Origin of the sequence: Sphingomonas montanisoli (assembly GCF_008274695.1) — a bacterium.
Classification (GTDB): Bacteria; Pseudomonadota; Alphaproteobacteria; order Sphingomonadales; family Sphingomonadaceae; genus Rhizorhabdus; species Rhizorhabdus montanisoli.
In genome coordinates this window covers 350,111-374,490 of sequence record NZ_VTOU01000002.1, presented here as the reverse complement: position 1 = coordinate 374,490, position 24,380 = coordinate 350,111, and the positions used below count along the sequence as shown (strand labels likewise).

Genomic DNA, 24,380 nt, shown 5'->3' with positions numbered 1-24,380 from the left:
CTAGCTGCTTTGCTTGCTCAGGCGCCCCAGCATGTCGGGCACCAGCCGTTCGGCAAAACCCGCCGCGAAGGCGAACAGGATCAGGCGAAACAGGCTGGATATGTCGGCAAGGTGGAGCGCCTTTGCCATGTCGCAGATCGTGTCGCCCTTCCGTGCCGAACAGGTTTTGACCAATTGCTGCGAACGATCAGCCACGATAACCGGCGCGTCGGGCACCGCCTCGTTTGCGATGATGCTGTCGGCCACTTCGGGCACGGTCAGAAGCGAGTCGAGCGAGCCCGCCATGACGATCGCGTACATCACCAATGCGAACACGCCGCCCATGAAGAGCGACAACATCAGTCCCACCCAGCCCGACCGTAGGCCGGTCAACTCGAAGATCGGATCCTCGGTCATCGCATCATGCGAGACCACCGTTTGCAAGCGGCGACAGATGCTCATGGTCGCACCCATCAGGCCGATGATGAAAAGGAACACCAGATATGCGACGAGATCGCTCGAAAATTTTGCCACGATCAAAAACGCGATTGTCAGCGCCGTCATGGCGATCACGACGATGAACTTCGCTCGTTTGATCGATTTCTCACGGCCAATATTCATCAGATAGTTGATGTGAATAACGTCGAGCAGGGATTTATACTGGTTCTTGACGAAGCGGGGCTCGCTCCACTGGGCGCTTCCCGGGTCTGGACTGCTAGCTGCATATGCAGTGAGCGTGGTGGCGGGGACCACACGGCGAAATCGGTCCTGCACCGACCATAAACGCGCGCAGACCATGTCGTCAGGCATCAGATCGACCAGAGCCGCCTCGATCTTGAGCAACTGGCCCAACTGGGGTCGGTTCTCGGCGGCGATGACATCGAACTCAGCCTGAAGCGCCTGGTGCCTTTGCGGGTCCGTGGGCACATATCCGACGAAATTGTCCCTGATCGTATCGACGACGATCCGCGCGGTGAACGCCGTCTCCATGAAGAAGCGATCGACAGATCCCATCAACGGTCCGCGCCCCGTAAGATTTACCATCACGATGCCTCCCCCGAGAATGCGCGACGATATCATCTGGGAACAGGATCAGGGTTCGGATCTACGCCAAAACCGATACAGTTCTTGCGCTCTAGCTGATCATCGCGCGCAGCGTCTCGATCAGGTCGGCTTCCTCGGCCGGCTTGTCACGGCGGATGCGGGCGATGCGGGGGAAACGCATCGCGACGCCGGACTTGTGGCGGCGGCTGTCGTGAACACTGTCGAACGCGATCTCCATCACCAGCGTCTTTTCGACTTCGCGGACGGGGCCAAAGCGATTGAGCGTGTGGTTGCGCACGAAGCTGTCGAGCCATTTCAGTTCTTCGTCGGTGAAACCCGAATAGGCCTTTGCGACCGGAAGCAGTTCGCCGCCCGCCGCCGGATCGCCGGTCCAGCAGCCGAGCGTATAATCCGAATAGAAGCTCGATCGCTTACCGTGGCCACGCTGCGCGTACATCATCACACAGTCCACCGTCAGCGGATCGCGCTTCCATTTGTACCACAGGCCCGTACGCCGTCCCGCGACATAGGGGCTGTCGCGCCGCTTGAGCATGACGCCCTCGATCGCGGCATCGCGCGAACCCAGGCGAATGTCGCCCAATGCGGCGAAGTCGGCTGCATCGATGACCGCGGATACGTCGAAGCGCGACGGATCGAGCCGGGTCGCAAACGCCTCCAACCGCGTCCGTCGATCGCTCCACCCGAGCTCGCGCAAATCCTCGTCGCCATCGAGCAGGATGTCGTAGAGGCGAACGAAGGCGGGATATTCCGACAGCATCTTCGCGGAGACGGTCTTGCGCCCCAGCCGCTGCTGGAGCGCGTTGAACGAGGCCGCCGCCCCGCCATGCTCCGCCGTCCCCTGCGCCTCGCCCTGCACCAGCAATTCGCCGTCGAGCACCGCGTGGATGCCGGCGCAGGCATCCGCGACGTCCGGAAAGGTCGCGGTGATGTCGTCGCCCGCACGGCTGTAGAGCCGCACCTGTTCGCCGGTGCCGACGATCTGGACGCGGATGCCGTCCCATTTCCATTCGGCGGCATAATCGGCAAGGTCGACCTCGCCATCCTCCAGCGGATGGGCGAGCATGAACGGGCGGAAGAAGGGGGTACCGCGCGGATCGGGCTTTTCCCCGCCCTGCCCCCAAGCGAACAGTTCGCCATAGGGGGCGCTGAGGGCGTGCCACACCTCCTCGACCTGATCGACGTCGATCCCGAAGGCCTGCGCGAAACCGGTCTTGGCGAGCCGCGCCGAAATGCCCACGCGCAGACCGCCGGTCGCGAGCTTCAGGAGCGCGAAGCGGCCGCTCGAATCGAGATGGTCGAGCATCTCGCCCAACACCCCCGGCGCCTCGGCCCGACCGAGCTTCATCAGCCGGTCGATCACGGCGGAGAGGGTGAGCGAGCCGTCGTCGATCTCGGCGGGCTGATCGATCCGTTTGGGCCAGAGCAACGACACCGTCTCGGCGAGATCGCCAACATAATCGCGGCTCATCGCGAACAGCACCGGATCGACCCGCTCCTCGACGATCGCGCGGATCGCCGATGCCTTGACCGCCGGAATGTTCAGATCGCCCGTCAGCGCCGCGAGCGCCCAGCCGCAATCGGGATCGGGCGCCTCGCGCATATAGGCCGCGATCAGCGCCAGCTTGGCATTGCGCGAGCGCGTATAGACGAGGCCGTCGAGGAGTTGGGAAAAGGCCCTCACCCCTCGTCCTCATCTTCATAACCGACCAGCGCCAGCGCGCGGGCCTTCATCTGATGCGTCTCGCACCAGTGGACGAGTCCCTCCTCGCGGCCATGCGTGACCCAGGTTTCAGACGGGGCGACCTCGCGGATCGTCGCAGTCAGTTCGTCCCAATCGGCATGGTCGGAGATGACGAGCGGCAGTTCGACATTCTTCTGCCGCGCGCGCTGCCGCACCCGCATCCAGCCCGATGCCATCGCCGTAATCGGATCGGGCAGGCGCCGCGACCAGCGATCGTTGAGCGCCGAAGGGGGCGACACCACGATCTTGCCACGCAACTGGTCGGCCGAGGCGGCGGTGGCGGAATGCAGCTCACCCAGATCAATGCCGAAGTCGCGATAGAGATCGCACATCCGCTCCATCGCACCGTGGATGTATATCGGATCGTGGTGCCCGCGCGCACGCACCTCCGCGATCACGCGTTGGGCCTTGCCGAGCGCATAGGCACCGACCAGAACGCAGCGGTCCGGAGAGGCATGGAGCGCGCCCAGCAGCTTGTCGATTTCCTGCTCGATCGGCGGATGACGGAACACCGGCAGTCCGAAGGTGGCTTCGGTGATGAAGATATCGCAGGGGATCGGCTCGAACGGCGCGCAAGTCGGATCAGCGCGGCGCTTATAGTCGCCGGTGACGACGATGCGCTCACCGGCATGTTCGAGCAATATCTGCGCCGATCCCAGCACATGCCCGGCGGGAACCCATGTCGCGTCGACACCGCCCAACGATATCGTCTCGCCATAGGCGACCGAGGTGCCAACCTCGGTGCCGTAACGCAGTGCCATGATCGCAAGCGTCTCAGGCGTCGCCCAGACCTGGCTGTGGCCGCCGCGCGCATGATCGGCATGGCCGTGCGTCACCAGCGCGCGATCGACCGGGACAGATGGGTCGATCCAGGCGTCGGCGGGCCGGACGTAAACCCCGCGCGGCGACGCCTCGATCCAGTGCGCCATTCAGGCGATCCGAACAATCAGATTGGCGAGACGCCCATGAACTTCAGGACGCCCAGAACAAGCAGCAGCAAGGCGATGGCGGCAATGATGCCGCCGATGTTCATGCTGCTCTTCTCGACAACGACGTGATCGTCGCTCTTCACTTCGGGCATGGTGGCATCCTCTCATATCTGTGACCGCCACAACGTCGCGATACAGGCGGTCGTTCCCCAGACGATCCAGGCGGCGATGCAGAGGAAGGTGCCGAGCGGAAGCCGAGCGGTCCGCCCGGGCGGTCGTCGCATGATCGTGAGCGCCAGCACGACCCCCAGCCCGATCAGGCTGGCGAGGAGCAGCACGATCGGCAGCACCTGCCAGCCGAGCCACGCCCCGATTGCCGCGAACAACTTGGCGTCCCCGCGCCCCAGCCCCTCACGTCCCCGGACGCGGGCGTAGATGCGGCGCACCGCTTCCAGCGCGACATAAGCCCCCGTCGCCCCGATCAGCCGGTCCGCGAGGGGTGGCCCCACGCCCACCGCCCCACCGGCCAGGCCCAGCGCCAGCAGCGACAGGGTCAACCGATCGGGCAGCCAGAAATGGCGCCGATCGAGCAAGGCGAGCGTCAGCAGGAACCAGCCGAAGAGCGCGCCCGACGCCGCGTCGACGGGCGGCGCAATCGCGAAGGCGACGGCGCCGATCAACGCGGCGCCGACCTCGACCGTCGGGTGCAGCGGATCGATCGGCGTGCCGCAGCACCCCGCCCGTCCCCGCGCGACCGCGAAGCTCAGGACCGGCACGAGTCGCAACGGATCGATGGGCGCGCCGCAGCCGTCGCAGGCCGATCGCCCGCGCGCCACCGATCGCCCCGCCGGCCAGCGCAGGATCAAGGTCGCCAGGAAGCTGCCGATCACGCCGCCCAGCACGGCGCCGAACAGCACCAGAAGCGGTTCTGTCATGCCGCTGTCACCGGTTTGTGCGAAAGAATCACCCCAGCATCATATGGGGGCATCGGATGCACAGGGAAGGTTCGACCGGCTGCGCGCTGGTCGCTTGGTTTTTCAGGTTCGCCAGTCGCAACGCGCAGCGCCGTGCTCAGAGGTTGAGCAAGGCGGGGTCGCCCCCTTGCGCTGTGATGTTGACCGACACCGCGCGCTCGGTCGCGTAACGCAGCAACGAATGCGGACCGCCGGCCTTGGGGCCGGTGCCCGAAAGCCCTTCCCCACCGAAGGGCTGCACCCCCACCACCGCGCCGATGATCGATCGGTTCACATAGACATTGCCCGCCGGCACCCGCGCGCGCACCCGCTCGGCGAAACCCTCGATCCGGCTGTGGATGCCCAGGGTCAACCCGTAACCCCGCGACGCGAGCTTGTCCGCGACCGCATCGAGATCGGCCGGGTCATAGCGGACAATGTGCAGGATCGGCCCGAACACCTCGCGTTCGAGGAAATCGGCTGACGGTATCTCCACCAGCAGCGGGCCGAAGAAATCGCCCCCCTCAGGTGCTGTGCAACCGTGCAGGACCACCGCGTCGCGCGCCAGCCGCTCGCGATGCGCGACCAGCGCCTCGCGCGCTTCGGCATCGATCACCGGGCCGACATCGGTCGTGGCGTTCGCGGGATCCCCGATCACCAGCGCGTCCATCGCACCCTTGAGCGTTGCGATCATCTCATCGGCGCTGTCGTGCGGCACGAACAGCAGGCGCAGCGCCGAGCAACGCTGCCCCGCCGATCCGAAGGCCGAGAGGATAACATCGTCGACCACCTGTTCGCGCAACGCGGTCGTATCGACGAACATGCCGTTGAGCCCACCCGTCTCGGCAATCAGCGGCACGATCGGCCCGTTGCGCGCGGCGAGCGAGCGATTGATCGCCCAGGCGGTCTCGGTGCCACCGGTGAAGGCGACCCCGTCGATCCCCGGATGGTTGACGATCGCGGCGCCCACCTTCGCGCCGTCGCCGGGCAGCAAGGCGAGCAGATCGGGGTCGAGCCCCGCTGCATGGAACAGCAGCACCGCCTTCGCCGCGACAAGCGGGGTCTGTTCGGCGGGCTTCGCGAGAACGGCGTTGCCGGCCGCGAGCGCCGCGGCGATCTGCCCGGTGAAGATCGCGAGCGGGAAGTTCCAGGGGCTGATGCATGCGAAAACGCCGCGTCCAGCCAGTTCGAGCTGGTTCACTTCCCCCACCGGCCCCGGCAGCAGGGTGGGCGTACCAAACTGGCGCTCGGCCAGATCGGCGTAATAGCGGCAGAAATCGACCGCCTCGCGCACTTCGGCGACTCCGTCGTTGAGCGTCTTGCCCGCTTCCAGCGACAGCAGGGCGACGAACATGTCCATATGCGCGTCGAGCGCATTGCCCATCGCACGCAGCACCAACGCGCGCCCCGCACCGCCAATCGCATTCCAGCGCGGCTGCGCCTTGCGCGCGAACTTCACCGCCGCATCGATATCGCCGGGACTCGCTTCGGCGACATAGCCAATCACGCGCGATCGATCGGACGGACTGGTAACCGGCGTCTGATGCGCGGCGATCATCTGGCCGCCGACGATCGCGCCCGCGCTCGGGCGCTCTCCACCGATCAGCACGGTCGACCGTTCGGCTGCCTCACGTTCGATCAGGCGGCTATAATCGCGGCCCAGCGGATTGCGGCGCGACGGGCCGTAAATATCGGCGGGCAGCGCGATGCGCGCATGACCGCGCGGATGCGCCTCCACCGCCGCGATCGGATCGGCGACCACCAGGTCGGCGGGCACCTTCTCGTCGAGAAGCGCGTGGACGAAGCTGGTGTTCGCGCCATTTTCGAGCAGGCGGCGGACCAGATAAGGCAACAGCTCCTCATGCCCGCCCACCGGCGCATAGGCACGCAGCCGCAGTGGGCCATATTGCCTTTCCGCCGCACGATAGAGCGCCTCGCCCATGCCGTGGAGCCGTTGATGCTCGATCGTCACCCCGGCCTGCGCCGCCATATGGCGCACGGCGGCGAGCGTGTGGGCATTGTGGCTCGCGAACTGCGGATAGAGATCGGGCGACGCCGCGATCAGCGCGCGAGCGCAGACGAGGTAGCTCAGGTCGGTCGCCGCCTTTGTGGTGAACACCGGATAGCCGGGCCGTCCGGCGACCTGCGCCTTCTTGATCTCGCTATCCCAATAAGCGCCCTTCACCAGCCGCACCATGATCCGCCGCCCGCTCTCGCGCGCCAGCCGGGCGAGGCCGTCGATCACCTGGATGCCGCGCTTCTGATAAGCCTGAACGACGACGCCCAGCCCCTGCCAGTCGCCGAAGAACGGCTCCTTCACCAGCCGCTCGACCAGCTTGAGCGAGATGACGAGCCGGTCGGCCTCCTCCGCGTCGATCGCGAAGTTCAGGTTATAATGCGCGGCGATCTGCGCGAGGCGCTTCACGCGCGGATAGAGCTCGTCCCAGACGCGACCTTCCTGCACGGCCTCATAACGCGGCGAAAGCGCCGACAATTTGACCGAAATGCCATGGCCCAGTTCCGGCCCGGCGCCGTTCGACGCCTTGCCGACCGCTTCGATCGCATCGGCATAAATGCCCTCATAGCGCGCTGCGTCGGTCGCGGTGCGCGCGCCTTCGCCCAGCATGTCGAACGAGCAGAGATAATTCTCCTTCTTCGAACGGGCGAGCGCGTCCTCGATCGTGCGGCCGAGCACGAACTGCTCGCCCATCATCTTCACCGCCGCGCCGACAGCCTGACGGATCACCGGCTCGCCGAGTCGTGCGGTCATCCGTTTCAGGAATCCACCCAGATCGCGCTTTGCCTCGTCATCGACGTCGATCAGCCGGCCGGTGAGCATCAATCCCCAGGTCGATGCGTTGACGAACAGGCTGTCCGACTTGCCGAGATGGCTCGCCCAGTCGGCCGCCCCGATCTTCTCGGCAATCAGCCGGTCGCGCGTGTCGGCGTCGGGCGTGCGCAACAGCGCTTCGGCCAGGCACATGAGCGCCAGCCCCTCGCGCGTGCCCAGCGAGAATTGCTGGAGGAAGCTTTCGACAACCCCCTGCTTCTTCGTCGAAGCCCGCGCTTCCTGGACCAGCGTGATCGCCTCACCTACGACGATGCGGCGCGCTTCGTGCGACAGCGGTCGCGCATCGATCAGCGCGCGGACCACATCGGCCTCGTCCGCAAATTTCGCGTCGTCGATTGCATCCCAGGCCGACAGCGGCATCACATACTCCATTTGTCCGATTGAACCGGATTTTACGGGCGATTATGCCGAATGTGCTTCGCATGTTTGGCCTGATCGCCGAAGGAAACCCCAGATGTCCCTCCCGGAATCGAAGAACCTGCATGTCGATGAGGTCGATCGCAGGCTGCTCCGCGTTCTTCAGGAAGACGGACGGATCACGAATCAGGCGCTCAGCGAGCGATGCGGCCTATCCCCCGCCGCGTGCTTCGATCGGGTGAAACGCCTGCGCGAGCGCGGCGTGATCGCGGGCTACACCGCGCTGCTCGATCCCGAAAAGCTCGATCAGGCGCTGCTGATCTTCATCGAAGTCCTGCTCGATCGCACCACCGACGATGTGTTCGCCGCCTTTGCGGGCCATGTGCAGCGCGTGCCCCAGGTTCTCGAATGCCACATGGTCGCGGGAGGATTCGATTATCTGTTGAAGGTGCGCGTCAGCGACATGGCGGCTTACCGCACTTTTCTGGGCGATATCCTCACTGCGATGCCAGGGGTTCGCGAAACGCGGACCTATGCGGTGCTGGAGGAGGTGAAGCTCACCACGCGCCTGCCCGTGTGAAAGGTTAACGAAGCGTGGTATTTTTGCATCACAGGTCGGCTTTCAGCCTCGCCGTCTGAGAAGGACGATAGCGGAAATCCCCCAACTCTGCGGCGCCGCATCGATTCACGCCGCATCGCAAAATACGTGACGATTTTTTGCCACAAAGCTGTCACATACCGTCTCTAGGGCCACGAACCCAGGGCAGTAAGCCTGTCGCAGGGTGCCCGACGTCGAACGTGTAAAAACTATTGCACTGCACAAAGCTGCGCGTCGTTCGGGACTACAGGGGAACAAAAATGCGTAATTTCTCATTGGGCTGCGCCGCGGGCGCGATTGCTGTCGCCATGGTGGCGACCGCGCCGGCTATGGCGCAGGAAACGACTTCGGCGATCCATGGCATCGTCACGGACGGCGGCGCGCCAGTTGCTGACGCCAACGTAGTTATCCTCCACACGCCGTCGGGCACGCGCCAGACGCTGACTACCAACGCGAACGGTGAGTTCAACGCCACCGGCCTGCGCGTCGGCGGTCCGTTCAACGTGATCGTCACCGCGGCCGGCAAGCCCAGCTCGACCGTCACCGACATCTATACCGTCGTGACCCAGGCTTATGAGCTTCCGGTCGATCTGAGCGGCTCGGCCAGCGGCCCCGAAATCGTCGTCAGCGCCTCCAAGCTGCCGGGCGCCAAGACCCTGTCGCAGGGTCCGGCCACCGTGCTCAACGCCGAGCAGATCGCCAATGTCGCCACCGTCAACCGCGACGTCCGCGACCTGATGCGCCGTGATCCTTTCGCCCGCCTCGACTATGCCGAAGGTTCGGGCCGTGCGGTGTCGTTCGCTGGTCAGAACTCGCGCTTCAACCGCTTCTCGATCGACGGTGTGCCCGTCACCGACAATTTCGGTCTTAACCCCGACGGCCTGCCGACCCGTCGTTCGCCCGTGCCGCTGGATGCCATCGGCCAGTTTCAGACCAAGGTCGCTCCGTACGACGTCCGCGAAGGCAACTTTCAGGGCGGCGCGATCAACGCGATCCTGAAGTCGGGTGGCAACGAGTTCCATGGTACCGCGTTCTACGCTTATTCGTCGGACGAACTGAGCGGTAAGAAGACTAAGGCCGGCCCGGGCGTCCCCACGGGTCGCGTCTCGCTGCCGAACTTCACCTACAAGAATTTTGGCGCCGAAATCAGCGGTCCGATCATCAAGGACCGCCTGTTCTTTATGGTCGCGGGTGAGCGTATCCGCGCTGGCACCCCGATCCCGGAAGGCACGCCCGGCAGCAACGCCGGCACCGTCATTCCGCTGATCACCGATGCACAGGTCACGCAGGTTCAGCAGATCGCCAAGTCGCGCTACAACTATGAAACCGGCGGCGTGCTCAGCAACTCGAACGACCGCGATGATCGCCTGGTCGCCAAGCTCGACGCGAACCTGTCGGAAACGCAGCGCGCCTCGATCACCTACATGTACACCAAGGATTCGATCCAGTTTAACCAGAACACCTTCACGACCGGCACGCCCGGCATTGGTCTGGCATCGAACGGTTATATCTCGTCGAACCGCCTGCACACGGGCGTCGCCCAGTTGAACTCGGATTGGTCGGACGAATTTTCGACCGAAATTCGCGGTTTCTACAAGGATTATAAGCGCGGCCAGGATCCGGTAATGGGCCGGGGCTTCGCGCAGATGCGCATCTGCGCCGCACCGACTTCGGACCGCGCCTCGGGCACGGGCACGGCCACCGATCTGTCGACCGCCTGCCAGCCCGGCTTCGGCGTCGTCAGCATCGGTCCCGATGCGTCGCGTCAGTCGAACGCGCTGACCAGCCAGACCTGGGGCGGCCTCGTTCAGGCCCGCCTCGACAAGGATGGCCACTCGATCCGCGTGTTCGGTGACGTCCAGCACACGAAGATCTTCAACCTCTTCGTGCAGCGCACCGCCGGCGATTACTACTTCGACTCGCTCGCCGACTTCCAGGCCGGCAACGCCCAGCGCCTGCAATACACCAATGCTGTTCCCTCGGTGAACCCGGCCGATGGCGCCGCGAAGTTCTCCTACTTCGCCTATTCGGTCGGTATCCAGGACAACTGGCGCGTCAGCGACACGCTGAAGCTGACTTATGGCGCACGTTACGACATGTACGGCGGTGACAGCCGTCCGGCCCGCAACGTGAACTTCGCCAACCGCTATGGCTTCACCAACGCCGCCTACATCAGCGGCCGCGGCATCCTGCAGCCGCGCTTCGGCTTCGACTACAAGCCCTTCGACCGGATCTCGTTCCGCGGCGGCGTCGGCATCTTCTCGGGCGGTTCGCCGGACGTCTATGTCTCGAACAGCTTCTCGAATACGGGCTTCCTGACCAACACCATCGACATCCGCCAGCAGAACAACGGCGCCTACACCGGCACCGCCCTGCCAGCGGGCGTTGGTGCGGCCGCGCTGACCGGCGTCACCGGCACGTCGATCCCGACCTCGGTCAACGGCTACCTGACCTCGGGCACAGCCTCGGCCACCGCGACAACCAACGCGCTTGATCCGAACTTCAAGCTGCCGTCGCAGTGGCGCGCTACCCTGTCGACCGACTATGATCTTGATCTCGGCGACACACTTGGTGACTGGCAGCTGGGCGCGGACCTGTTCTATTCGAAGGTCCGCAATCAGGTGTTCTTCACCGACCTGCGCTCGGTCCCGACCGCGTCGCGCACCCCGGATGGTCGCGTTCGCTACACCTCGGCGACCACCTTCGCGGACACGAACCAGGATCTGTTCCTGACCAACACGAAGAAGGGCCGCAGCTACATCGGCGTCCTGCGCCTCGACAAGCGCTGGGACTTCGGTCTGAGCCATGGCGTCAGCTTCACCTACCAGGACGTCAAGGATCAGGCGCCGGCGACCTCGTCGACCGCTTCGTCGAACTACGGCAATGGCGGCTTCCTCGATCCGAACGGCGCGGCTTACGGCGTGTCGAACGACGAGACCCGCTACGCGATCAAGTACAACGTCTCGTATGAGCACGCCTTCTTTGGCGACAACAAGACGACGATCGCGCTGTTCGGTGAAACGCGTTCTGGCCGTCCGTTCAGCTGGACGATGAACGACATCGCCACAGGCCGCAGCGGCATCTTCGGAACGACTGGTTCGGCAAGCCGCTACCTACTCTACGTGCCGACGGTCAACGATCCGCTCGTCTCCTACGACAGCGCGGCAACCCGGGCCTATCTGGAGAACCTGATCAACACGACCGATCTGAAGAAGTATCGTGGCAAGATCGCGCCGCGTAACAAGTTCAATTCGCGTTGGTTCACCCGCATCGATCTTCACCTCGCGCAGGAAATCCCGACGGGTCTCGGCGACTCGAAGGTTACCCTGTTCGCGGATGTCGAAAACTTCACCAACATGCTGAACAAGAATTGGGGCCAGATCCGCGAATATCCGTTCGCGTATGTCATCCCCGCAGTTCGCGCTCAGTGTCTGCAGACGGCAGTCGCCACCGGCACGACGCCGACCGCCGCGCAGCAGACGAGCAGCACCAGCCAGGTCTGTGCGCAGTATCGCTACTCGCAGCCCAACGCGACGCCCAGCACGACGATCTCGTCGCGCCAGTCGCTGTACCAGATCCGCGTGGGCGCCCGCTTCACCTTCTAAGAAGCGGCTCCTTCGGGACAGGAAAGGGCTCCGCTTTGGCGGGGCCCTTTTTCTTTGTGGCGCCTTTTGCTTGTGGGTTGCTTATCGGGTCCGCTTTCGGGCTAAAGAGGCGCCATGCGATTGTTGCGCGCGTGCCTGACCCTGCTCGCCCTGGCTTTGCCGGTCGCGGCGCAGGCGGCCATCACCCCTATCACCTTGTGTGACGCCGTCTGGCTCGACGCCGCCCGGTCGCGCGAAGTGCCGGTGCGGATCCGCATGCCTGCGGGTCGCGGCAAACTGCCGTTGATCGTCTTCAGCCACGGTCTCGGCGGATCGCTCGAAGCGGGCACGATGTGGGCACATGCCTGGGCCACGTCGGGCTTCGCGGTCATCAACCTGCAGCACGCCGGCAGCGACAGCGCCCTGTTCGGCAAGCCCGACTTCAAATCGGCGCTCAACAGCGTGCAGCTCGCCGCCCGCGCCCGCGACGTCCAGTTCGCGCTCAACGAGATCGGCCGCAAACCGTTCGAAGGGAAATGCGAGTTGCGCCGGATCGATACGGCCCGGATCGGCATGGCCGGACACAGCTTCGGCGCGCAGACCACGCTGGCCGTCGTGGGACAGACCTTCCCGACCCCGTTCGAACCGTCGCTGTCCGATCCGCGCATTCGCGCCGCCATCGGCTTCAGCCCATCGCCGCCGCTCACGGGATCGCCCGAGGCGGCGTTCGCGAATATCCGCATCCCGTTCCTGTCGATAACGGGCACGCAGGATGCAATTCCCAACGTGATCGCCGTGACCGCGCTGCAGAGGCAATTGCCCTATCGGCTGATGCCGCCGGGCGACAAATTCCTGCTGGTGATGGAAGGCGGCACGCATGCGATGTTCGCGGGGCAGAGTTTTTCGGCGGGCAGCAGCGATCGCGAGCCGACCCCGCACATTCGCGACACCGTGATCGCGATCACGACCGCCTTCTGGCGCGCGGTCTTCAACGATGACAAACCCGCTTTGCGCTGGCTGCTCAGCCCCGAAGGCGCGCGCGCCGGCCTGCCCGCGCAGGACAAGTTCGAGAGCAAATAGCCTTCCGCTCGTCATTGCGAGCGTAGCGAAGCAATCTAGGCCCGATCCATCAGAGGTTCGCGACGATCTCAAGTGCGGGCCTGGATTGCCGCGTCGCCTTCGGCTCCTCGCAATGACGAGATGGCCTCAATGAAAATCCCGCGACGGCGGCAGTATCCGCACGTCGCGCGGATGGCGCCCGCGCGGCACCGCATGTCGCGACAGCTGCGGATGCGCGAAGACATCGGCGCGCGACAACTCGATCGTGGGCTGATGATCTTCGGAGAGACGCGCGAGTTCGGCGGTGCGATCGATCACGGTCGCGCCCATCAGGTGGACGACGCCTTCGGGGCTGCGCTGGATCTCGCCCTCCACCTCCATCAGCCGCGCCGACATCACCTGCGCGCGCTGCGCCTCGAAGATACGTGCCCATAGCAGGACGTTGACGATCCCGGTCTCGTCCTCCAGCGTGATGAAGATCGCCTTCCCCTCGCCCGGCCGCTGCCGCACCAACACGACCCCGGCCACCCGCGCGCGCCGGCCGTTCTTCGCCTGATCCACCTGCTTGCACGACAGCACGCCTTCGCCCGCGAACATCCCCCGCAGGAACTGCATCGGGTGTCCCTTCAGCGACAGGCGCGTCACCTGATAATCGGCCGCGACCTCCTCGCTCAGCGGCATCTCCGGCAGGGCCATGTCGGGCTCCACACCCAATTCGGCCGCGCGCGCGAAATCGAACAAGGGCAGCGCCCCCGTCGGCAGCCGCCGCACTTCCCACAGCGCCTTGCGCCGATCGAGCCCGATCGATCGAAACGCATCCGCATCCGCCAGCAACCGCATCGCCCGCCCCGGCAACCCCGCCCGCCGCGCCAGTTCCTCGACGGTGGTGAACGGCCGCATCGCGCGCGCCTCGGCGATGCTGTTCGCCCAATCCTCCCGAAACCCGTCGACCTGGCGCAACCCGATGCGCAGCGCGAGCATGTTGCCAACGGACTCGAGGCTGTTGTCCCAGAAGCTCGCATTGATGTCGGCTTCGAAAAGATCGACGCCATGTTGCCTGGCATCATCGATGATCTGCGCCGGCGCATAGAAACCCATCGGCTGCGAGTTGAGCAGCGCGCAGGCGAAGGCCGCCGGGTAGCGGCACTTTATGTAGGACGAGACATAGACGAGCAGCGCGAAGGACTGGGCATGGCTTTCGGGAAAGCCATAGCTGCCGAAACCCTTGATCTGCGCGAAGCAGGCGGTGGCGAAATCGCGCGGATATCCACGACCCACCATCCCTTCGATCATCTCGGTCTCGAACTCGGGCATCGTTCCGACATTGCGGAATGTCGCCATCGCGCGGCGCAGCTGGTTGGCGCGCGCATCGGTGAACTTGGCAGCGACGATCGCGAGTTTCATCGCCTGTTCCTGAAACAAAGGCACACCCAGCGTCTTGCCCAACACCTCTTCCAGTTCGTCCGCGCGGCCATGTTTGGCCGACGGCGCGGGGTAGGTAATCGGCGGGGGATTGGGCTGCCGCTGCTCCTTGCGCCGCTTGAGATAGGGGTGGACCATGCCACCCTGGATCGGCCCCGGCCGCACGATCGCGACCTGGACCGCAAGATCATAGAGATTGCGGGGCCGAAGCCGCGGCAGCATGTTGATCTGCGCGCGGCTTTCGACCTGAAACACACCGATGCTGTCACCCGCGCATAGCATGTCATAGACGTCGGGCTGATCGGCCGGGATCGTGTGCAGTTCATATCCCGGATGCATGCCGTGCCGCCCGATCAGGTCGAACGCCTTGCGGATGCAGGTGAGCATGCCGAGCGCGAGGATATCGACCTTCATCAGACCGAGCGCGTCGATATCGTCCTTGTCCCATTCGATGAAGGTGCGATCGTCCATCGCGGCATTGTGGATCGGTACCAGTTCGTCGAGCCGCCTTTCGGTCAGCACGAAGCCGCCGACATGCTGCGATAGGTGGCGCGGATATTCGAGCAACTGGGCGACGAGCATCCCCAGCCGGCCGATCTCCTCATTGCCCAGATCCAGCCCGGCCTGTGCGTAGCGGCTCTCCTCCATCTTCGCGGCATAGCTGCCCCAGACGGTAGAGCTGACCCGCGCGGTGATATCCTCGCTGAGGCCGAGCACCTTGCCGACCTCTCGCACCGTGCTGCGCGGGCGATAGTGGATGACCGTCGCGGCAATACCCGCGCGGTGGCGGCCATAGCGATCGAAGATATACTGCATCACCTCTTCGCGCCGTTCATGTTCGAAATCGACGTCGATGTCGGGCGGTTCGTTGCGATCCTCCGAGATGAAGCGCGAGAAGAGCAGCTTGTTGTGGACCGGGTCGATCGAGGTGATGCCGAGCGTGTAGCAGATCACCGAATTGGCGGCCGATCCGCGCCCCTGGCAGAGAATTTTCTGGCCGCGGGCGAATGCCACCACGTCGTGAACGGTGAGGAAATAATAAGCGTATTTCACGCGACCGACGAGCTTGATCTCGGTGCGGATCAGGTCGCGATGCGCCTTGGTAAACTTCGGATAGCGGTCTCGCGCGCCCTCCATGACGAGGTGGATCAGCCAGCGTTGGGGCGTCCACCCCTCCGGCACCGGCTCATGCGGATATTCATATTTGAGGGAGCCGATGTCCCATTCGATCCGGTCGAGCAGCTTGGCGCCTTCGTCGACCGCTTGCGGACAGTCGCGGAACAGCCGGTCCATCTCCGCCTCGGGCTTGAGATGGCGTTCGGCATTGGCGGCGATCTTCGTGCCCGCATCGGCCAGCTTCACGCCCTCGCGGATGCAGGTGACGACATCGTGGAGCGGGCGCTGATCGGGCGTCGCATAAAGCGCGTCGCAGGTCGCGAGCAGCGGCACGCCGGCATCGCGCGCGATCGTGGCAAGCCGTGACAAGCGGCGCCGATCACGCCCGCCATAGGGGATGGTCGCGCCGAGCCAGACGCGGCGGGGAGCATGGTGTGCTAGGCGGGCCAGCGTCTCCTCCACCGCTTCCTGTGGGGTCCGATCGAAATTCACGGGCGGCCGGACAAGCGACAGGCGCGCGCGCGGTTCTTGGGCCTCCGCCTCCTTCTTCGGGGGCAGCGGGCGGGCGCCTTCTTCGCCTTCGCGCAGGAAGGTCCCGGTCGGCATCACGATCAGGAGAAGGTCGTCGAGATGGTCGAGCAGATCGCCGAAGCGCAGGATGCAGTCGCCCTTGATCGCGCGGCGATTGCCCGTCGTCAGCAGGCGACAGAGCCGCCCCCAGCCGTGGCGTGTCGCGGGATAGGCGACGATGTCGGGCGTGCCGTCGCAGAAGACGAGGCGCGCGCCCGATACCAGCTTGAAGGGGACGAATGCCTCCCCCGCAGCCTCAGCCTCCACCCGCGCCTTGCGCAGCGCATCCCAGGCGCGGACCACGCCCGCCACCGTGTTACGATCGGCGATGCCAAGGCCAGCGAGGCCAAGGCCAAGCGCGGCGCCCACCATATCCGATGGTGGCGAGGCCCCCCGCAAAAAGCTGTAATTGGTGGCGGCCACCATTTCGGCGAAGCGGGTCATGCGAACAGGCCGTGGAGATACCAGTCGGGCGCCGCCGTCTCGCGGCCATAGAGGCCGTGGCGGAACAACCAGAAGCGGCGGCCGTGCGTGTCCTCGACCCGATAATAATCGCGGGTGCGGCCGCCATTGTCGGCGCGGCGCCACCACAAGGCGCCGATCCGCTCGGGGCCTTCGGCACGCACCACCTCATGCGCGGCGCGGCGCCATTGGAAACGCTGGGGCGGGCCGTCGGGGACACCGGCGATGACCTGAATCCGCTGGGGCGGGTCGAACAGGGTGACGGGGCGCAGCGCGGGTTCGCCGGATTCGGACGCGGGCCAGGGGCCGATCGTGCGCGGGGCGGCGGCGGGAAAGGCGAAGCTCGCCTGTTCGGGGATATGCGCATCCTGCGGGGCATGGCGCAGCACGCGGTCGCGGCCGAGGCGGGTGGAGAGGCGATCGATCAGGCGGGCCAGTTCGTCCTCGGCGACCGTGCCACCTTCGAGGGCAAGCTGGAGCGGGGCGAGCGGCTCGGCGCGGGGGACGGCAAGGCGGACGAGATCGAAACCGAAGCCGGGATCGATCGGATCGTCGAGCGCGTCGATCCGTTCGCGGAACAGGCGCATCAGCAGCGGCACATCGCGCGTCGGCAGGCCGGTTTCGATGCGCAGCGCGCGGACGAGGCCGTCGGTGCGGAACAGTCGCGCCTCGAACCGGCGGCCGCCGCGATGGCGCGCATCGAGTATTGAGGCGGCTTCCGTCGCCAGCGCCTCGACCGCGGCCAGCGCCGCGTCGGTGTGGCCGATCGGCTCGGCGAAGCGGCGTTCGACGACCAGAGCGGCTTCGGGGCGGCGCGGGCTGATGCGGATGTCGCGCGCGCCCGTTACCCGGGCGAGCCGGTCGGTCGCCTCCTCCCCGAAGCGCGCGGCGATCGGGGCGGAGGGGCGCGCCGAAAGATCGGCAATGCGCTTTAGGCCGGCACGGCGCAGCGCGAGGGTTTCTGCCGACCCGAGTTCGAGCGCGGCAACGGGGAGTGCGCCTATGTCGTCGCCATGGCGGGCAAGCGCGTGGGCAGCGTCGGGGGTGTCGGCGATGACGGCACGCGCCGCCATGCCCAGTCGGTCGAGCCGGGCAAGGAGATCCGTGCGCAGACCGGCTTCATCGCCGAAGAGATGCGCGGCGCCGCTGATGTCGAGCAGGAGGCCGTTCGGGCCGTCGATCGCGACCATAGGCGTATAGCGGTCGCAGCCATCGGCGATCCGTTCGAGCCAAAGGGCGTCGGCATAGGGATCGGCATCGGCAACCGCGACGCCGGGGATGCGCGCGCGGGCGTCGGCGAGGGTCAGGCCGGGGGCGAGGCCGATCGACAGGCCTTCGGCCGAGACGGCGGCGAGCCGCATCGCGCCCTTGACCTTTTCCACCGTGGCGAGGGCGTGAATGCCTTCACGCGACAGCCGGTCGGTGGGCAGGAAGGGGAACCACAGCGCCAGATAGCGCCGGCTCCCGGAAGGCGAACTGGTCACGGTTCCACTCCAGGGTCAGGCTGAATTCGGCGATGCCGCCGCGGTGGCGGAGCAGGGTGAGGTCGATCGTGCCATGACCGGGCGCATCGGCCTCCAGCGGGACGGCGGGGACGGCGCGTATCCGCCAGCGGCTGTGCGCGGCACTGGGCGCGGGCTCGCCCGAGCCACGCAGGAGCAGGACGGTGACGCCGGACGCTTCGGCCGCAACGGACAGCCGGCGGGTGGCGGTGAGATCGATCGTGCGCGCGGCGCGGCCGGGCTCGACCAGCAGCAGCGCGACATCGGGGCAGCGCACCGCATCGCCCGCGGCGCGCAGCAGCGCCTTTTCGTCGGGGGCCAGCACCTCGACCAGCCGCGCCGGATCGAAGCCGAGATCGACGAGGCCGGGCGGATGGAGCCGGCCCGATATCTTCACCGCATCGTCTTGCCGCACCCAGACGACCGGGCCGGTGCCGCCCTGCATCGCGAGGACCAAGGCGAAGGCGATCGCCGCCGCCTGATCCTCTGGCTGGGCCGCGAAGACTTCGTGGAGTCGCCCCAACGGCAGTCCGCCGTCCAACCGGGCGTCGAGCCCGGGATGGCCGAGCGCGAAACGGGCCCTCTCCTTGGGCTTCACCCCTTCGATCGCGTCGACGCGGGCGCGCAGGGAGGCCAGCAGATGATTCGGGGCAGGCATGACGACAGAACGACTCGAACGAATGATTGTTCACTATTTGTTCTTATACGCCTTCCTGATCCGGAAGAGTCAAGCGGGACGAATGTAACGGTGAAAGCCACGAGACTTGTGGCTTTCACCGTCGATGGACCCGATCATGGCAATTCCTCGCGGGACAGCAGCGCGCGCTTACGCTCGGTGCCCCAGCGATATCCGCTGACGTCGCCATTGCCGTGGACGACGCGGTGACACGGGATGGCGAGCGCGAGCTTGTTGGCGGCGCACGCGCCCGCCACCGCGCGGACGGCGCGCGGATTGCCGATCGCGCGCGCGATATCGGCATAGCTGCGGGTCTCGCCCGCCGGGATCGCACGCAGCGCATCCCAAACGCGCTGCTGGAACGCGGTGCCGCGAATGTCGAGCGGTAGGGCAAGACCGCGGCCCGGCTCCTCGACCAGCGCGGCGACGGCGGCGACCGTGTCGCCAAGGTCGGGATCGGCCGTGATCGACGCCCGGGGGAAGCGCCGGCCCAGTTCGGTCGCCAGTTCGCCTTCATCGTCACCGAGCAGAATCGAGCAGACGCCACGATCGCTGACTGCCGCAAGGACGAGGCCGAGCGAGGAGGTGCCGATGCCATAGCGGATCTTGGCCCCCTGCCCGCCCCTGGCGAAGCGCGCCGGGGCCATGCCGAGCGCCCCATCGGCGGCGGCATAGAAACGCCCACTCGACCCGAAGCCGGCTTCGTAGAGCGCTTCGGTGACGGTACCGCCGCTCTGCAAGGCATCGCGCACCTTTTCGGCGCGGTGGGCGTCAGCATAGCCCTTGGGCGTGAGGCCGGTGATCTTGCGAAACAGCCGGTGGAAATGGTGTGGGCTGAGGCCGACTGCGGCGGCGAGTTCGGCCAGCACCAGAGGTTCCTCGGCCGATTCGATCCGGCGGCATGCTTCGGCGATCAGCGCGGCATGGCGCTCGGCCAAGGGCGGCTGATCGGGCAGGCAGCGCTTGCAGGCGCGGAAGCCCGCCGATTCGGCGGCGGCGGGGCTGCCGTGAAAGGCGATGTTGCGGGGGCTGGGCGTCCGCGCAGGGCAGCCGGGGCGGCAATAGATGCCGGTGCTGGCGACCGAAAAGACGAAATCGTCCTGCGCATCGCGCGCGACGATCCGCGCCCAGCGGGGGTCGAGGGTGATGGCGTTCATGGACTCATCCTTCGGCACGGTTTCAATGTGCGCAGGATATGAGCCGGTTCAAGCCAGGATGCGTCCCGCGGCTTGCTTTCAAAATCCGGTATCACCCGGCATCCCTGCGAAAGCTGGGATGCCGGGCAAAAGGTGTCAGGCCGCTTCGCGCTTTTCGGCGGCTTCGCAATCGGGGCAAGGCCCGCGATAGGGGTAGGAATCGGCAGCGGCATGCCAGTGGCTCACCGCGCGTTCGAAGACGTCGATCCCATCGCCATAGCCAAGCCCGCGCAGGACATCGTTGGTCAGGATGTCGAGCGCGTGATGCGCGGCGTGGCCCGACATCGTCTCGGCGATGATGCGGGCGCGCGCAGCGAAATCCTCGGGGCTGATCGGGGCGGAGGTCATGGGGCGGGGCCGCTACGCCTGTTTGCGGGCATTTTCAAGGCGGGCGGCATCTCGATCCTCCCCCGCCGGGGGAGAATTTACTTTGCGACAGGCGCCTTCGGCGTCAGATCATCACGGCAGAAACCTTCGCCCTGCTGGATCATCAGGCAGTTCTGCTTGCCAGCGAGCCATTTGAGGCCGGTTTCGTCGCCGGTCGCGGCGCGGACGCTTTCGGGGCGGCCGTCGCGGGTGAAGCGGATAACCTCACCGTCGGCGGTGCCTTCATAACTTTTGGTGCCATCGAGCAGGGTGACGCCGAGCATATATTTGCCGGGTTCGCCCGCCTTCTGGACATCGAGCACGAGGCCTTCGACCCCGATCCATTTGCCGACCCAGGCATCGGTGGGGAGCACGGCCTGCGCCGCGTTGTCGGCCGCCGCGGCCTCCTCCTGCACCTCGGCCGCCAGATTTTCGGCCGCGACGGCGTTGGCGGGAAGTTCGGCCTTCTCGCCGCGCGCGCAGGCGACAAGAAGCAGGACGGTGGCGAGAGACAGGGCTGAACGCTTCATTCGACACTCCAAAAGGCTGAGCTTGCATTATAGATAGGCAAAGACGGTGGCATCAACGCCGCACACACCCTAGAGGAGCCGCGAAACCGACTCAGCAGGACGTCATCATGGCCGACATCATCGCCATTGCTTCCGATCATGCCGCCTTCGACCTGAAGGCGGCCCTGGCCGGCTGGCTGCGTGAGACGGGCCATGTCGTGCTCGATCTGGGGCCGAACGATACGGGCTCGGTCGATTATCCCGATTATGGCTACATGCTGGCCGAAGCGATCGCCGATGGCCGCGCGACCAGAGGCATCGCCCTGTGCGGATCGGGCATCGGCATCTCTATCGCGGTCAACCGACATCCCGCCGCGCGTTGTGCTTTGGTGTCCGAGGTCCTGTCCGCCCGGCTGTCGCGCGAGCATAATGACGCGAACGTCATCGCGCTGGGCGCGCGGCTGATCGGCATCGAACAGGCGAAAGCCTGTATCACCGCCTTCATCGAAACCCCGTTCGCGGGCGGTCGCCACGCCGGCCGTCGCGACAAGCTTTCCAACCCCAGCTTCTCAAAGGAGCCCGCATGAGCACGAACCCCACAGCCAATCTGTCCGAGGTCCAGCCTGACGGGTTCTTCACCCGAGGTCTGGCCGACGCCGATCCGGCCGTGTTCGGCGGCCTGCAGCACGAAATCGCCCGCGAGAAGAAGCAGATCGAGCTGATCGCGTCGGAGAACATCGTCTCCAAGGCGGTGCTGGAAGCGCAGGGTTCGGTCTTCACCAACAAATATGCCGAAGGCTATCCGGGCAAGCGTTACTATCAGGGCTGCCACCCGTCGGACGAAGTCGAGCAGCTGGCGATCGATCGCGCCAAGGCGCTGTTCGGTTGTGAGTTCGCCAACGTCCAGCCGCATTCGGGCGCGCAGGCGAACGGCGCGGTAATGCTGGCGCTGACCAAGCCCGGCGACACGATCATGGGCCTTTCGCTCGACGCGGGCGGCCACCTGACCCACGGCGCGAAGGCGGCGATGTCGGGCAAGTGGTTCAACGCGATCCAATATGGCGTGCGCGAGGACGATCACCGCATCGACTTCGACCAGGTCGAGCGGCTGGCGAAGGAGCATAAGCCCAAGCTGATCATCACCGGCGGTTCGGCCTATCCGCGCCACATCGATTTCGCGCGCTTCCGTGCGATCGCCGATGAAGTGGGCGCTTTGTTCATGGTCGACATGGCGCACTTTGCGGGCCTCGTCGCCGGCGGCGTGCACCCAACCCCGTTCGGCCATGCGCATGTCGTGACCACCACGACCCACAAGACGCTGCGCGGCCCGCGCGGTGGCGCGGTCTTCACCAATGACGAGGCGATCGCGAAGAAGATCAACTCGGCGGTGTTCCCCGGCCTGCAGGGCGGCCCGCTGATGCATGTCGTGGCGGCCAAGGCGGTCGCGTTCGGCGAGGCGCTGCAGCCCGAGTTCAAGACCTATGCGGCGGCGGTCGTCGAAAATGCCAAGGTTCTGGCGGCGCGCCTCAAGGAGCGTGGCATGGATCTGGTTTCGGGCGGCACCGACACGCATCTGGCGCTGGTCGATCTCCGCCCGGTCGGCGTGACCGGCAAGGATGCCGACGAGGCGCTCGAGCGCGCGAGCATCACCTGCAACAAGAATGGCGTGCCCAACGATCCGCTGCCCCCGGTCAAGACGTCGGGCATCCGCGTCGGCAGCCCGGCGGGCACGACGCGCGGCTTCGGCCCCGCCGAGTTCCGCGAGATCGCCGACATGATCGCCGACGTCGTCGAAGGCGTTGCCAAGAACGGCCCCGAAGGGAACGGCCAGACCGAGATGCACGTCAAGTCGCGCGTCGAGGCGCTGTGCGACCGCTTCCCGATCTACCCGGAGCTTTGATTGCGCTGTCCTTTCTGTTCGCATGAAGACAGCCAGGTGAAGGATAGCCGCCCCACGGATGATGGGGCGGCCATCCGGCGCCGGCGGCAGTGCGAGGGGTGCGGCGCGCGCTTCACCACGTTCGAGAGAATCCAGCTGCGCGAGCTGACCGTCGTGAAGAGCGAGAACAAGCGCGAGCCGTTCGAGCGCGCCAAGCTCGAGCGATCGATCCAGATCGCGTGCCGCAAGCGCCCGATCGATCCGGTGCGTGTGGAGCGGCTGGTGACCGGCATCCAGCGCCAGATCGAAACGAGCGGCGAGAGCGAGATCAGCACGGCCGCGATCGGCCAACTGGTGATGGAAGGCCTCAAGGCGCTCGACAGCGTCGCCTATATCCGCTTCGCCAGCGTCTATAAGGATTTCCGCGAGGCTAAGGATTTCGAGGAATTTGCCGGGACCATCGCGGAAGCGGGGAAGCAGTGAGCGCCACGCCTCCCCCCGTCATCGTCCTCGTCCGCCCGCAATTGGGCGAGAATATCGGCAAGGCCGCGCGGGCGATGCTCAATTTCGGGCTGACCGAGATGCGGCTCGTTTCCCCGCGCGATGGCTGGCCCAATCCCGATGCGGGGCCGGCGGCGTCGGGCGCAGATCAGGTGCTCGAAGCCGCCAAGGTCTATGACAGCGTCGCCGAGGCGACCGCCGACTGCGCGCATGTCTATGCGACCACGGTGCGCAAGCGCGGGGTGACCAAGCCGGTGGTAGGCCCGGACGAGGCCGCCAGGGCGATCCACGCGGCGCCGGGGCGTTCGGCCATCCTGTTCGGCCCCGAACGATCGGGGCTGGGGACCGACGACGTCGCGATCGCGCGCACGATCCTGACCGTGCCGATCAACCCCGAATTCGGAAGCCTCAATCTGGCGCAGGCGGTGATCCTGGTCGCGTACGAATGGTCGAAGGGGATCGCGCTCGCCCAGCCGCCCGCAGTGGATATCGACCCGCCCGCTTCGCAAGAAGAACTTGACGGGCTGATCGCGCATCTCGACCGGCTGCTCGATCAGGCGGGCTATTTCTTCCCGCCCGATCGGACCCCCACCACCCGCCGGATGCTGCGTACGTTGCTGACCAAACCCGGCTGGGACGCGCAGGAGGTCCGCACGATGCGCGGCGTTCTCAGCACGATCGACCGTCCACGCTCCCGCGACTGATTCGGACGCGGTTCGAATCGGGCGTTGCAGGGCCTCCAGTCGAGAATGTAACGAATTGTTACATCGGGGGCATTCACAGATGATTCACTGCACCAATTAACCCTGTCACTTTAAATACTGAGTACAGATGTCGTCGTAAAACGAAGAACAACTGTAAAGATTTCCGACAGTCGAATGAAAATAAGGCTTATTGTCCGGGACTTGGCCCAGCGACCGGCGCAAGCCGTTATAATGGCTTAAAAATGGCCGCCAGCCGCGCGGAACTCGCGTTCGAATGCTCGGCCGGATCCCGGCGTCGGGATTGCGCATTGCGGCATTTTCGACTATCACCGCAGCAGATATTCTTTGTTCAGCGTGGGTT

Annotated in this window: 19 protein-coding genes; 7 read left to right on the top strand and 12 right to left on the bottom strand. The window is 65.7% G+C overall.

What is annotated here, in order from left to right; genetic code table 11:
* The 6 genes from FYJ91_RS07455 to putA form a co-directional block, all read right to left on the bottom strand.
* The gene (locus FYJ91_RS07455) at nucleotides 1–1,026 is read right to left on the bottom strand and encodes a hypothetical protein (protein ID WP_181008388.1); all 1,026 of its coding nucleotides are present in this window, start codon (nucleotides 1,024–1,026) and stop codon (nucleotides 1–3) included.
* 88 nt (nucleotides 1,027–1,114) lie between these two features.
* Complete coding sequence (locus FYJ91_RS07450; protein WP_149521639.1) at nucleotides 1,115–2,725, bottom strand: cisplatin damage response ATP-dependent DNA ligase; 1,611 nt, start codon at nucleotides 2,723–2,725, stop codon at nucleotides 1,115–1,117.
* Complete coding sequence (locus FYJ91_RS07445; protein WP_149521638.1) at nucleotides 2,722–3,714, bottom strand: ligase-associated DNA damage response exonuclease; 993 nt, start codon at nucleotides 3,712–3,714, stop codon at nucleotides 2,722–2,724. The genes FYJ91_RS07450 and FYJ91_RS07445 overlap by 4 nt, the downstream gene beginning before the upstream one ends.
* A gap of 17 nt (nucleotides 3,715–3,731) precedes the next feature.
* Nucleotides 3,732–3,866 carry a hypothetical protein gene (locus FYJ91_RS20985; protein ID WP_281290578.1) on the bottom strand — a complete coding sequence of 45 codons (135 nt, stop codon included), beginning with the start codon at nucleotides 3,864–3,866 and terminating at the stop codon, nucleotides 3,732–3,734.
* Between the two features lie 12 nt (nucleotides 3,867–3,878).
* Complete coding sequence (locus tag FYJ91_RS07440; protein ID WP_149521637.1) at nucleotides 3,879–4,649, bottom strand: prepilin peptidase; 771 nt, start codon at nucleotides 4,647–4,649, stop codon at nucleotides 3,879–3,881.
* Nucleotides 4,650–4,785: 136 nt separating this feature from the next.
* Nucleotides 4,786–7,878, bottom strand: a complete 3,093-nt coding sequence (gene putA / locus FYJ91_RS07435) for a bifunctional proline dehydrogenase/L-glutamate gamma-semialdehyde dehydrogenase PutA (RefSeq protein ID WP_149521636.1) — start codon at nucleotides 7,876–7,878, stop codon at nucleotides 4,786–4,788.
* Between the two features lie 94 nt (nucleotides 7,879–7,972).
* Here putA and FYJ91_RS07430 point away from each other — a divergent pair, with 94 nt between their 5' ends.
* The 3 genes from FYJ91_RS07430 (at nucleotide 7,973) to FYJ91_RS07420 (ending at nucleotide 13,137) form a co-directional block, all read left to right on the top strand.
* Nucleotides 7,973–8,455: an Lrp/AsnC ligand binding domain-containing protein gene (locus FYJ91_RS07430; RefSeq protein WP_149521635.1), complete on the top strand. Its 483-nt coding sequence runs from the start codon at nucleotides 7,973–7,975 to the stop codon at nucleotides 8,453–8,455.
* Nucleotides 8,456–8,733: 278 nt separating this feature from the next.
* On the top strand, nucleotides 8,734–12,078 hold the full coding sequence (locus FYJ91_RS07425; RefSeq protein WP_149521634.1) for a TonB-dependent receptor: 3,345 nt from the start codon (nucleotides 8,734–8,736) through the stop codon (nucleotides 12,076–12,078).
* A gap of 114 nt (nucleotides 12,079–12,192) precedes the next feature.
* A complete protein-coding gene (locus FYJ91_RS07420) occupies nucleotides 12,193–13,137 on the top strand; it encodes an alpha/beta hydrolase family protein (protein ID WP_149521633.1) in 945 nt (314 codons plus the stop codon).
* A gap of 126 nt (nucleotides 13,138–13,263) precedes the next feature.
* On the opposite strand, the gene FYJ91_RS07415 is transcribed toward FYJ91_RS07420, so the two are convergent.
* The 6 genes from FYJ91_RS07415 to FYJ91_RS07390 form a co-directional block, all read right to left on the bottom strand.
* Nucleotides 13,264–16,668, bottom strand: coding sequence for an error-prone DNA polymerase (locus FYJ91_RS07415; protein ID WP_149521632.1), 3,405 nt, complete (start codon nucleotides 16,666–16,668; stop codon nucleotides 13,264–13,266).
* Nucleotides 16,665–18,170, bottom strand: coding sequence for a Y-family DNA polymerase (locus tag FYJ91_RS07410; protein ID WP_149521631.1), 1,506 nt, complete (start codon nucleotides 18,168–18,170; stop codon nucleotides 16,665–16,667). The genes FYJ91_RS07415 and FYJ91_RS07410 overlap by 4 nt, the downstream gene beginning before the upstream one ends.
* Nucleotides 18,091–18,846, bottom strand: coding sequence for an ImuA family protein (locus FYJ91_RS07405; protein WP_149521630.1), 756 nt, complete (start codon nucleotides 18,844–18,846; stop codon nucleotides 18,091–18,093). The genes FYJ91_RS07410 and FYJ91_RS07405 overlap by 80 nt, the downstream gene beginning before the upstream one ends.
* 134 nt (nucleotides 18,847–18,980) lie before the next feature.
* Entirely contained in the window at nucleotides 18,981–20,021 is a 1,041-nt protein-coding gene (ada, locus tag FYJ91_RS07400) for a bifunctional DNA-binding transcriptional regulator/O6-methylguanine-DNA methyltransferase Ada (protein WP_149521629.1), read from the bottom strand.
* Between the two features lie 135 nt (nucleotides 20,022–20,156).
* Nucleotides 20,157–20,408 (bottom strand): hypothetical protein, encoded by a 252-nt coding sequence (locus tag FYJ91_RS07395; RefSeq protein ID WP_149521628.1) that lies wholly within the window; start codon nucleotides 20,406–20,408, stop codon nucleotides 20,157–20,159.
* 77 nt (nucleotides 20,409–20,485) lie between these two features.
* Nucleotides 20,486–20,956: a hypothetical protein gene (locus tag FYJ91_RS07390; protein WP_149521627.1), complete on the bottom strand. Its 471-nt coding sequence runs from the start codon at nucleotides 20,954–20,956 to the stop codon at nucleotides 20,486–20,488.
* Nucleotides 20,957–21,063: 107 nt separating this feature from the next.
* Between FYJ91_RS07390 and rpiB the strand changes: the two genes are divergently transcribed.
* The 4 genes from rpiB to FYJ91_RS07370 are packed head-to-tail and all read left to right on the top strand — an operon-like array spanning nucleotide 21,064 to nucleotide 24,019.
* A complete protein-coding gene (gene rpiB, locus FYJ91_RS07385) occupies nucleotides 21,064–21,522 on the top strand; it encodes a ribose 5-phosphate isomerase B (protein WP_149521626.1) in 459 nt (152 codons plus the stop codon).
* Nucleotides 21,519–22,835, top strand: a complete 1,317-nt coding sequence (gene glyA / locus FYJ91_RS07380; RefSeq protein WP_149521625.1) for a serine hydroxymethyltransferase — start codon at nucleotides 21,519–21,521, stop codon at nucleotides 22,833–22,835. The genes rpiB and glyA overlap by 4 nt, the downstream gene beginning before the upstream one ends.
* The gene (gene nrdR / locus FYJ91_RS07375; RefSeq protein ID WP_149521624.1) at nucleotides 22,836–23,297 is read left to right on the top strand and encodes a transcriptional regulator NrdR; all 462 of its coding nucleotides are present in this window, start codon (nucleotides 22,836–22,838) and stop codon (nucleotides 23,295–23,297) included.
* Nucleotides 23,294–24,019, top strand: a complete 726-nt coding sequence (locus FYJ91_RS07370) for an RNA methyltransferase (RefSeq protein ID WP_149521623.1) — start codon at nucleotides 23,294–23,296, stop codon at nucleotides 24,017–24,019. The genes nrdR and FYJ91_RS07370 overlap by 4 nt, the downstream gene beginning before the upstream one ends.
* The last annotated feature ends 361 nt before the right edge of the window (nucleotides 24,020–24,380 follow it).

Bases quoted from the DNA above. Each gene is read 5' to 3' on its own strand.
- FYJ91_RS07445 (WP_149521638.1), bottom strand. From the start codon at position 3,714: ATGGCGCACTGGATCGAGGCGTCGCCGCGCGGGGTTTACGTCCGGCCC.
- FYJ91_RS20985 (WP_281290578.1), bottom strand. From the start codon at position 3,866: ATGCCCGAAGTGAAGAGCGACGATCACGTCGTTGTCGAGAAGAGCAGC.
- FYJ91_RS07440 (WP_149521637.1), bottom strand. From the start codon at position 4,649: ATGACAGAACCGCTTCTGGTGCTGTTCGGCGCCGTGCTGGGCGGCGTG.
- putA (WP_149521636.1), bottom strand. From the start codon at position 7,878: ATGCCGCTGTCGGCCTGGGATGCAATCGACGACGCGAAATTTGCGGAC.
- FYJ91_RS07430 (WP_149521635.1), top strand. From the start codon at position 7,973: ATGTCCCTCCCGGAATCGAAGAACCTGCATGTCGATGAGGTCGATCGC.
- FYJ91_RS07425 (WP_149521634.1), top strand. From the start codon at position 8,734: ATGCGTAATTTCTCATTGGGCTGCGCCGCGGGCGCGATTGCTGTCGCC.
- FYJ91_RS07420 (WP_149521633.1), top strand. From the start codon at position 12,193: ATGCGATTGTTGCGCGCGTGCCTGACCCTGCTCGCCCTGGCTTTGCCG.
- FYJ91_RS07415 (WP_149521632.1), bottom strand. From the start codon at position 16,668: ATGACCCGCTTCGCCGAAATGGTGGCCGCCACCAATTACAGCTTTTTG.
- FYJ91_RS07405 (WP_149521630.1), bottom strand. From the start codon at position 18,846: ATGCCTGCCCCGAATCATCTGCTGGCCTCCCTGCGCGCCCGCGTCGAC.
- ada (WP_149521629.1), bottom strand. From the start codon at position 20,021: ATGAACGCCATCACCCTCGACCCCCGCTGGGCGCGGATCGTCGCGCGC.
- FYJ91_RS07395 (WP_149521628.1), bottom strand. From the start codon at position 20,408: ATGACCTCCGCCCCGATCAGCCCCGAGGATTTCGCTGCGCGCGCCCGC.
- FYJ91_RS07390 (WP_149521627.1), bottom strand. From the start codon at position 20,956: ATGAAGCGTTCAGCCCTGTCTCTCGCCACCGTCCTGCTTCTTGTCGCC.
- rpiB (WP_149521626.1), top strand. From the start codon at position 21,064: ATGGCCGACATCATCGCCATTGCTTCCGATCATGCCGCCTTCGACCTG.
- glyA (WP_149521625.1), top strand. From the start codon at position 21,519: ATGAGCACGAACCCCACAGCCAATCTGTCCGAGGTCCAGCCTGACGGG.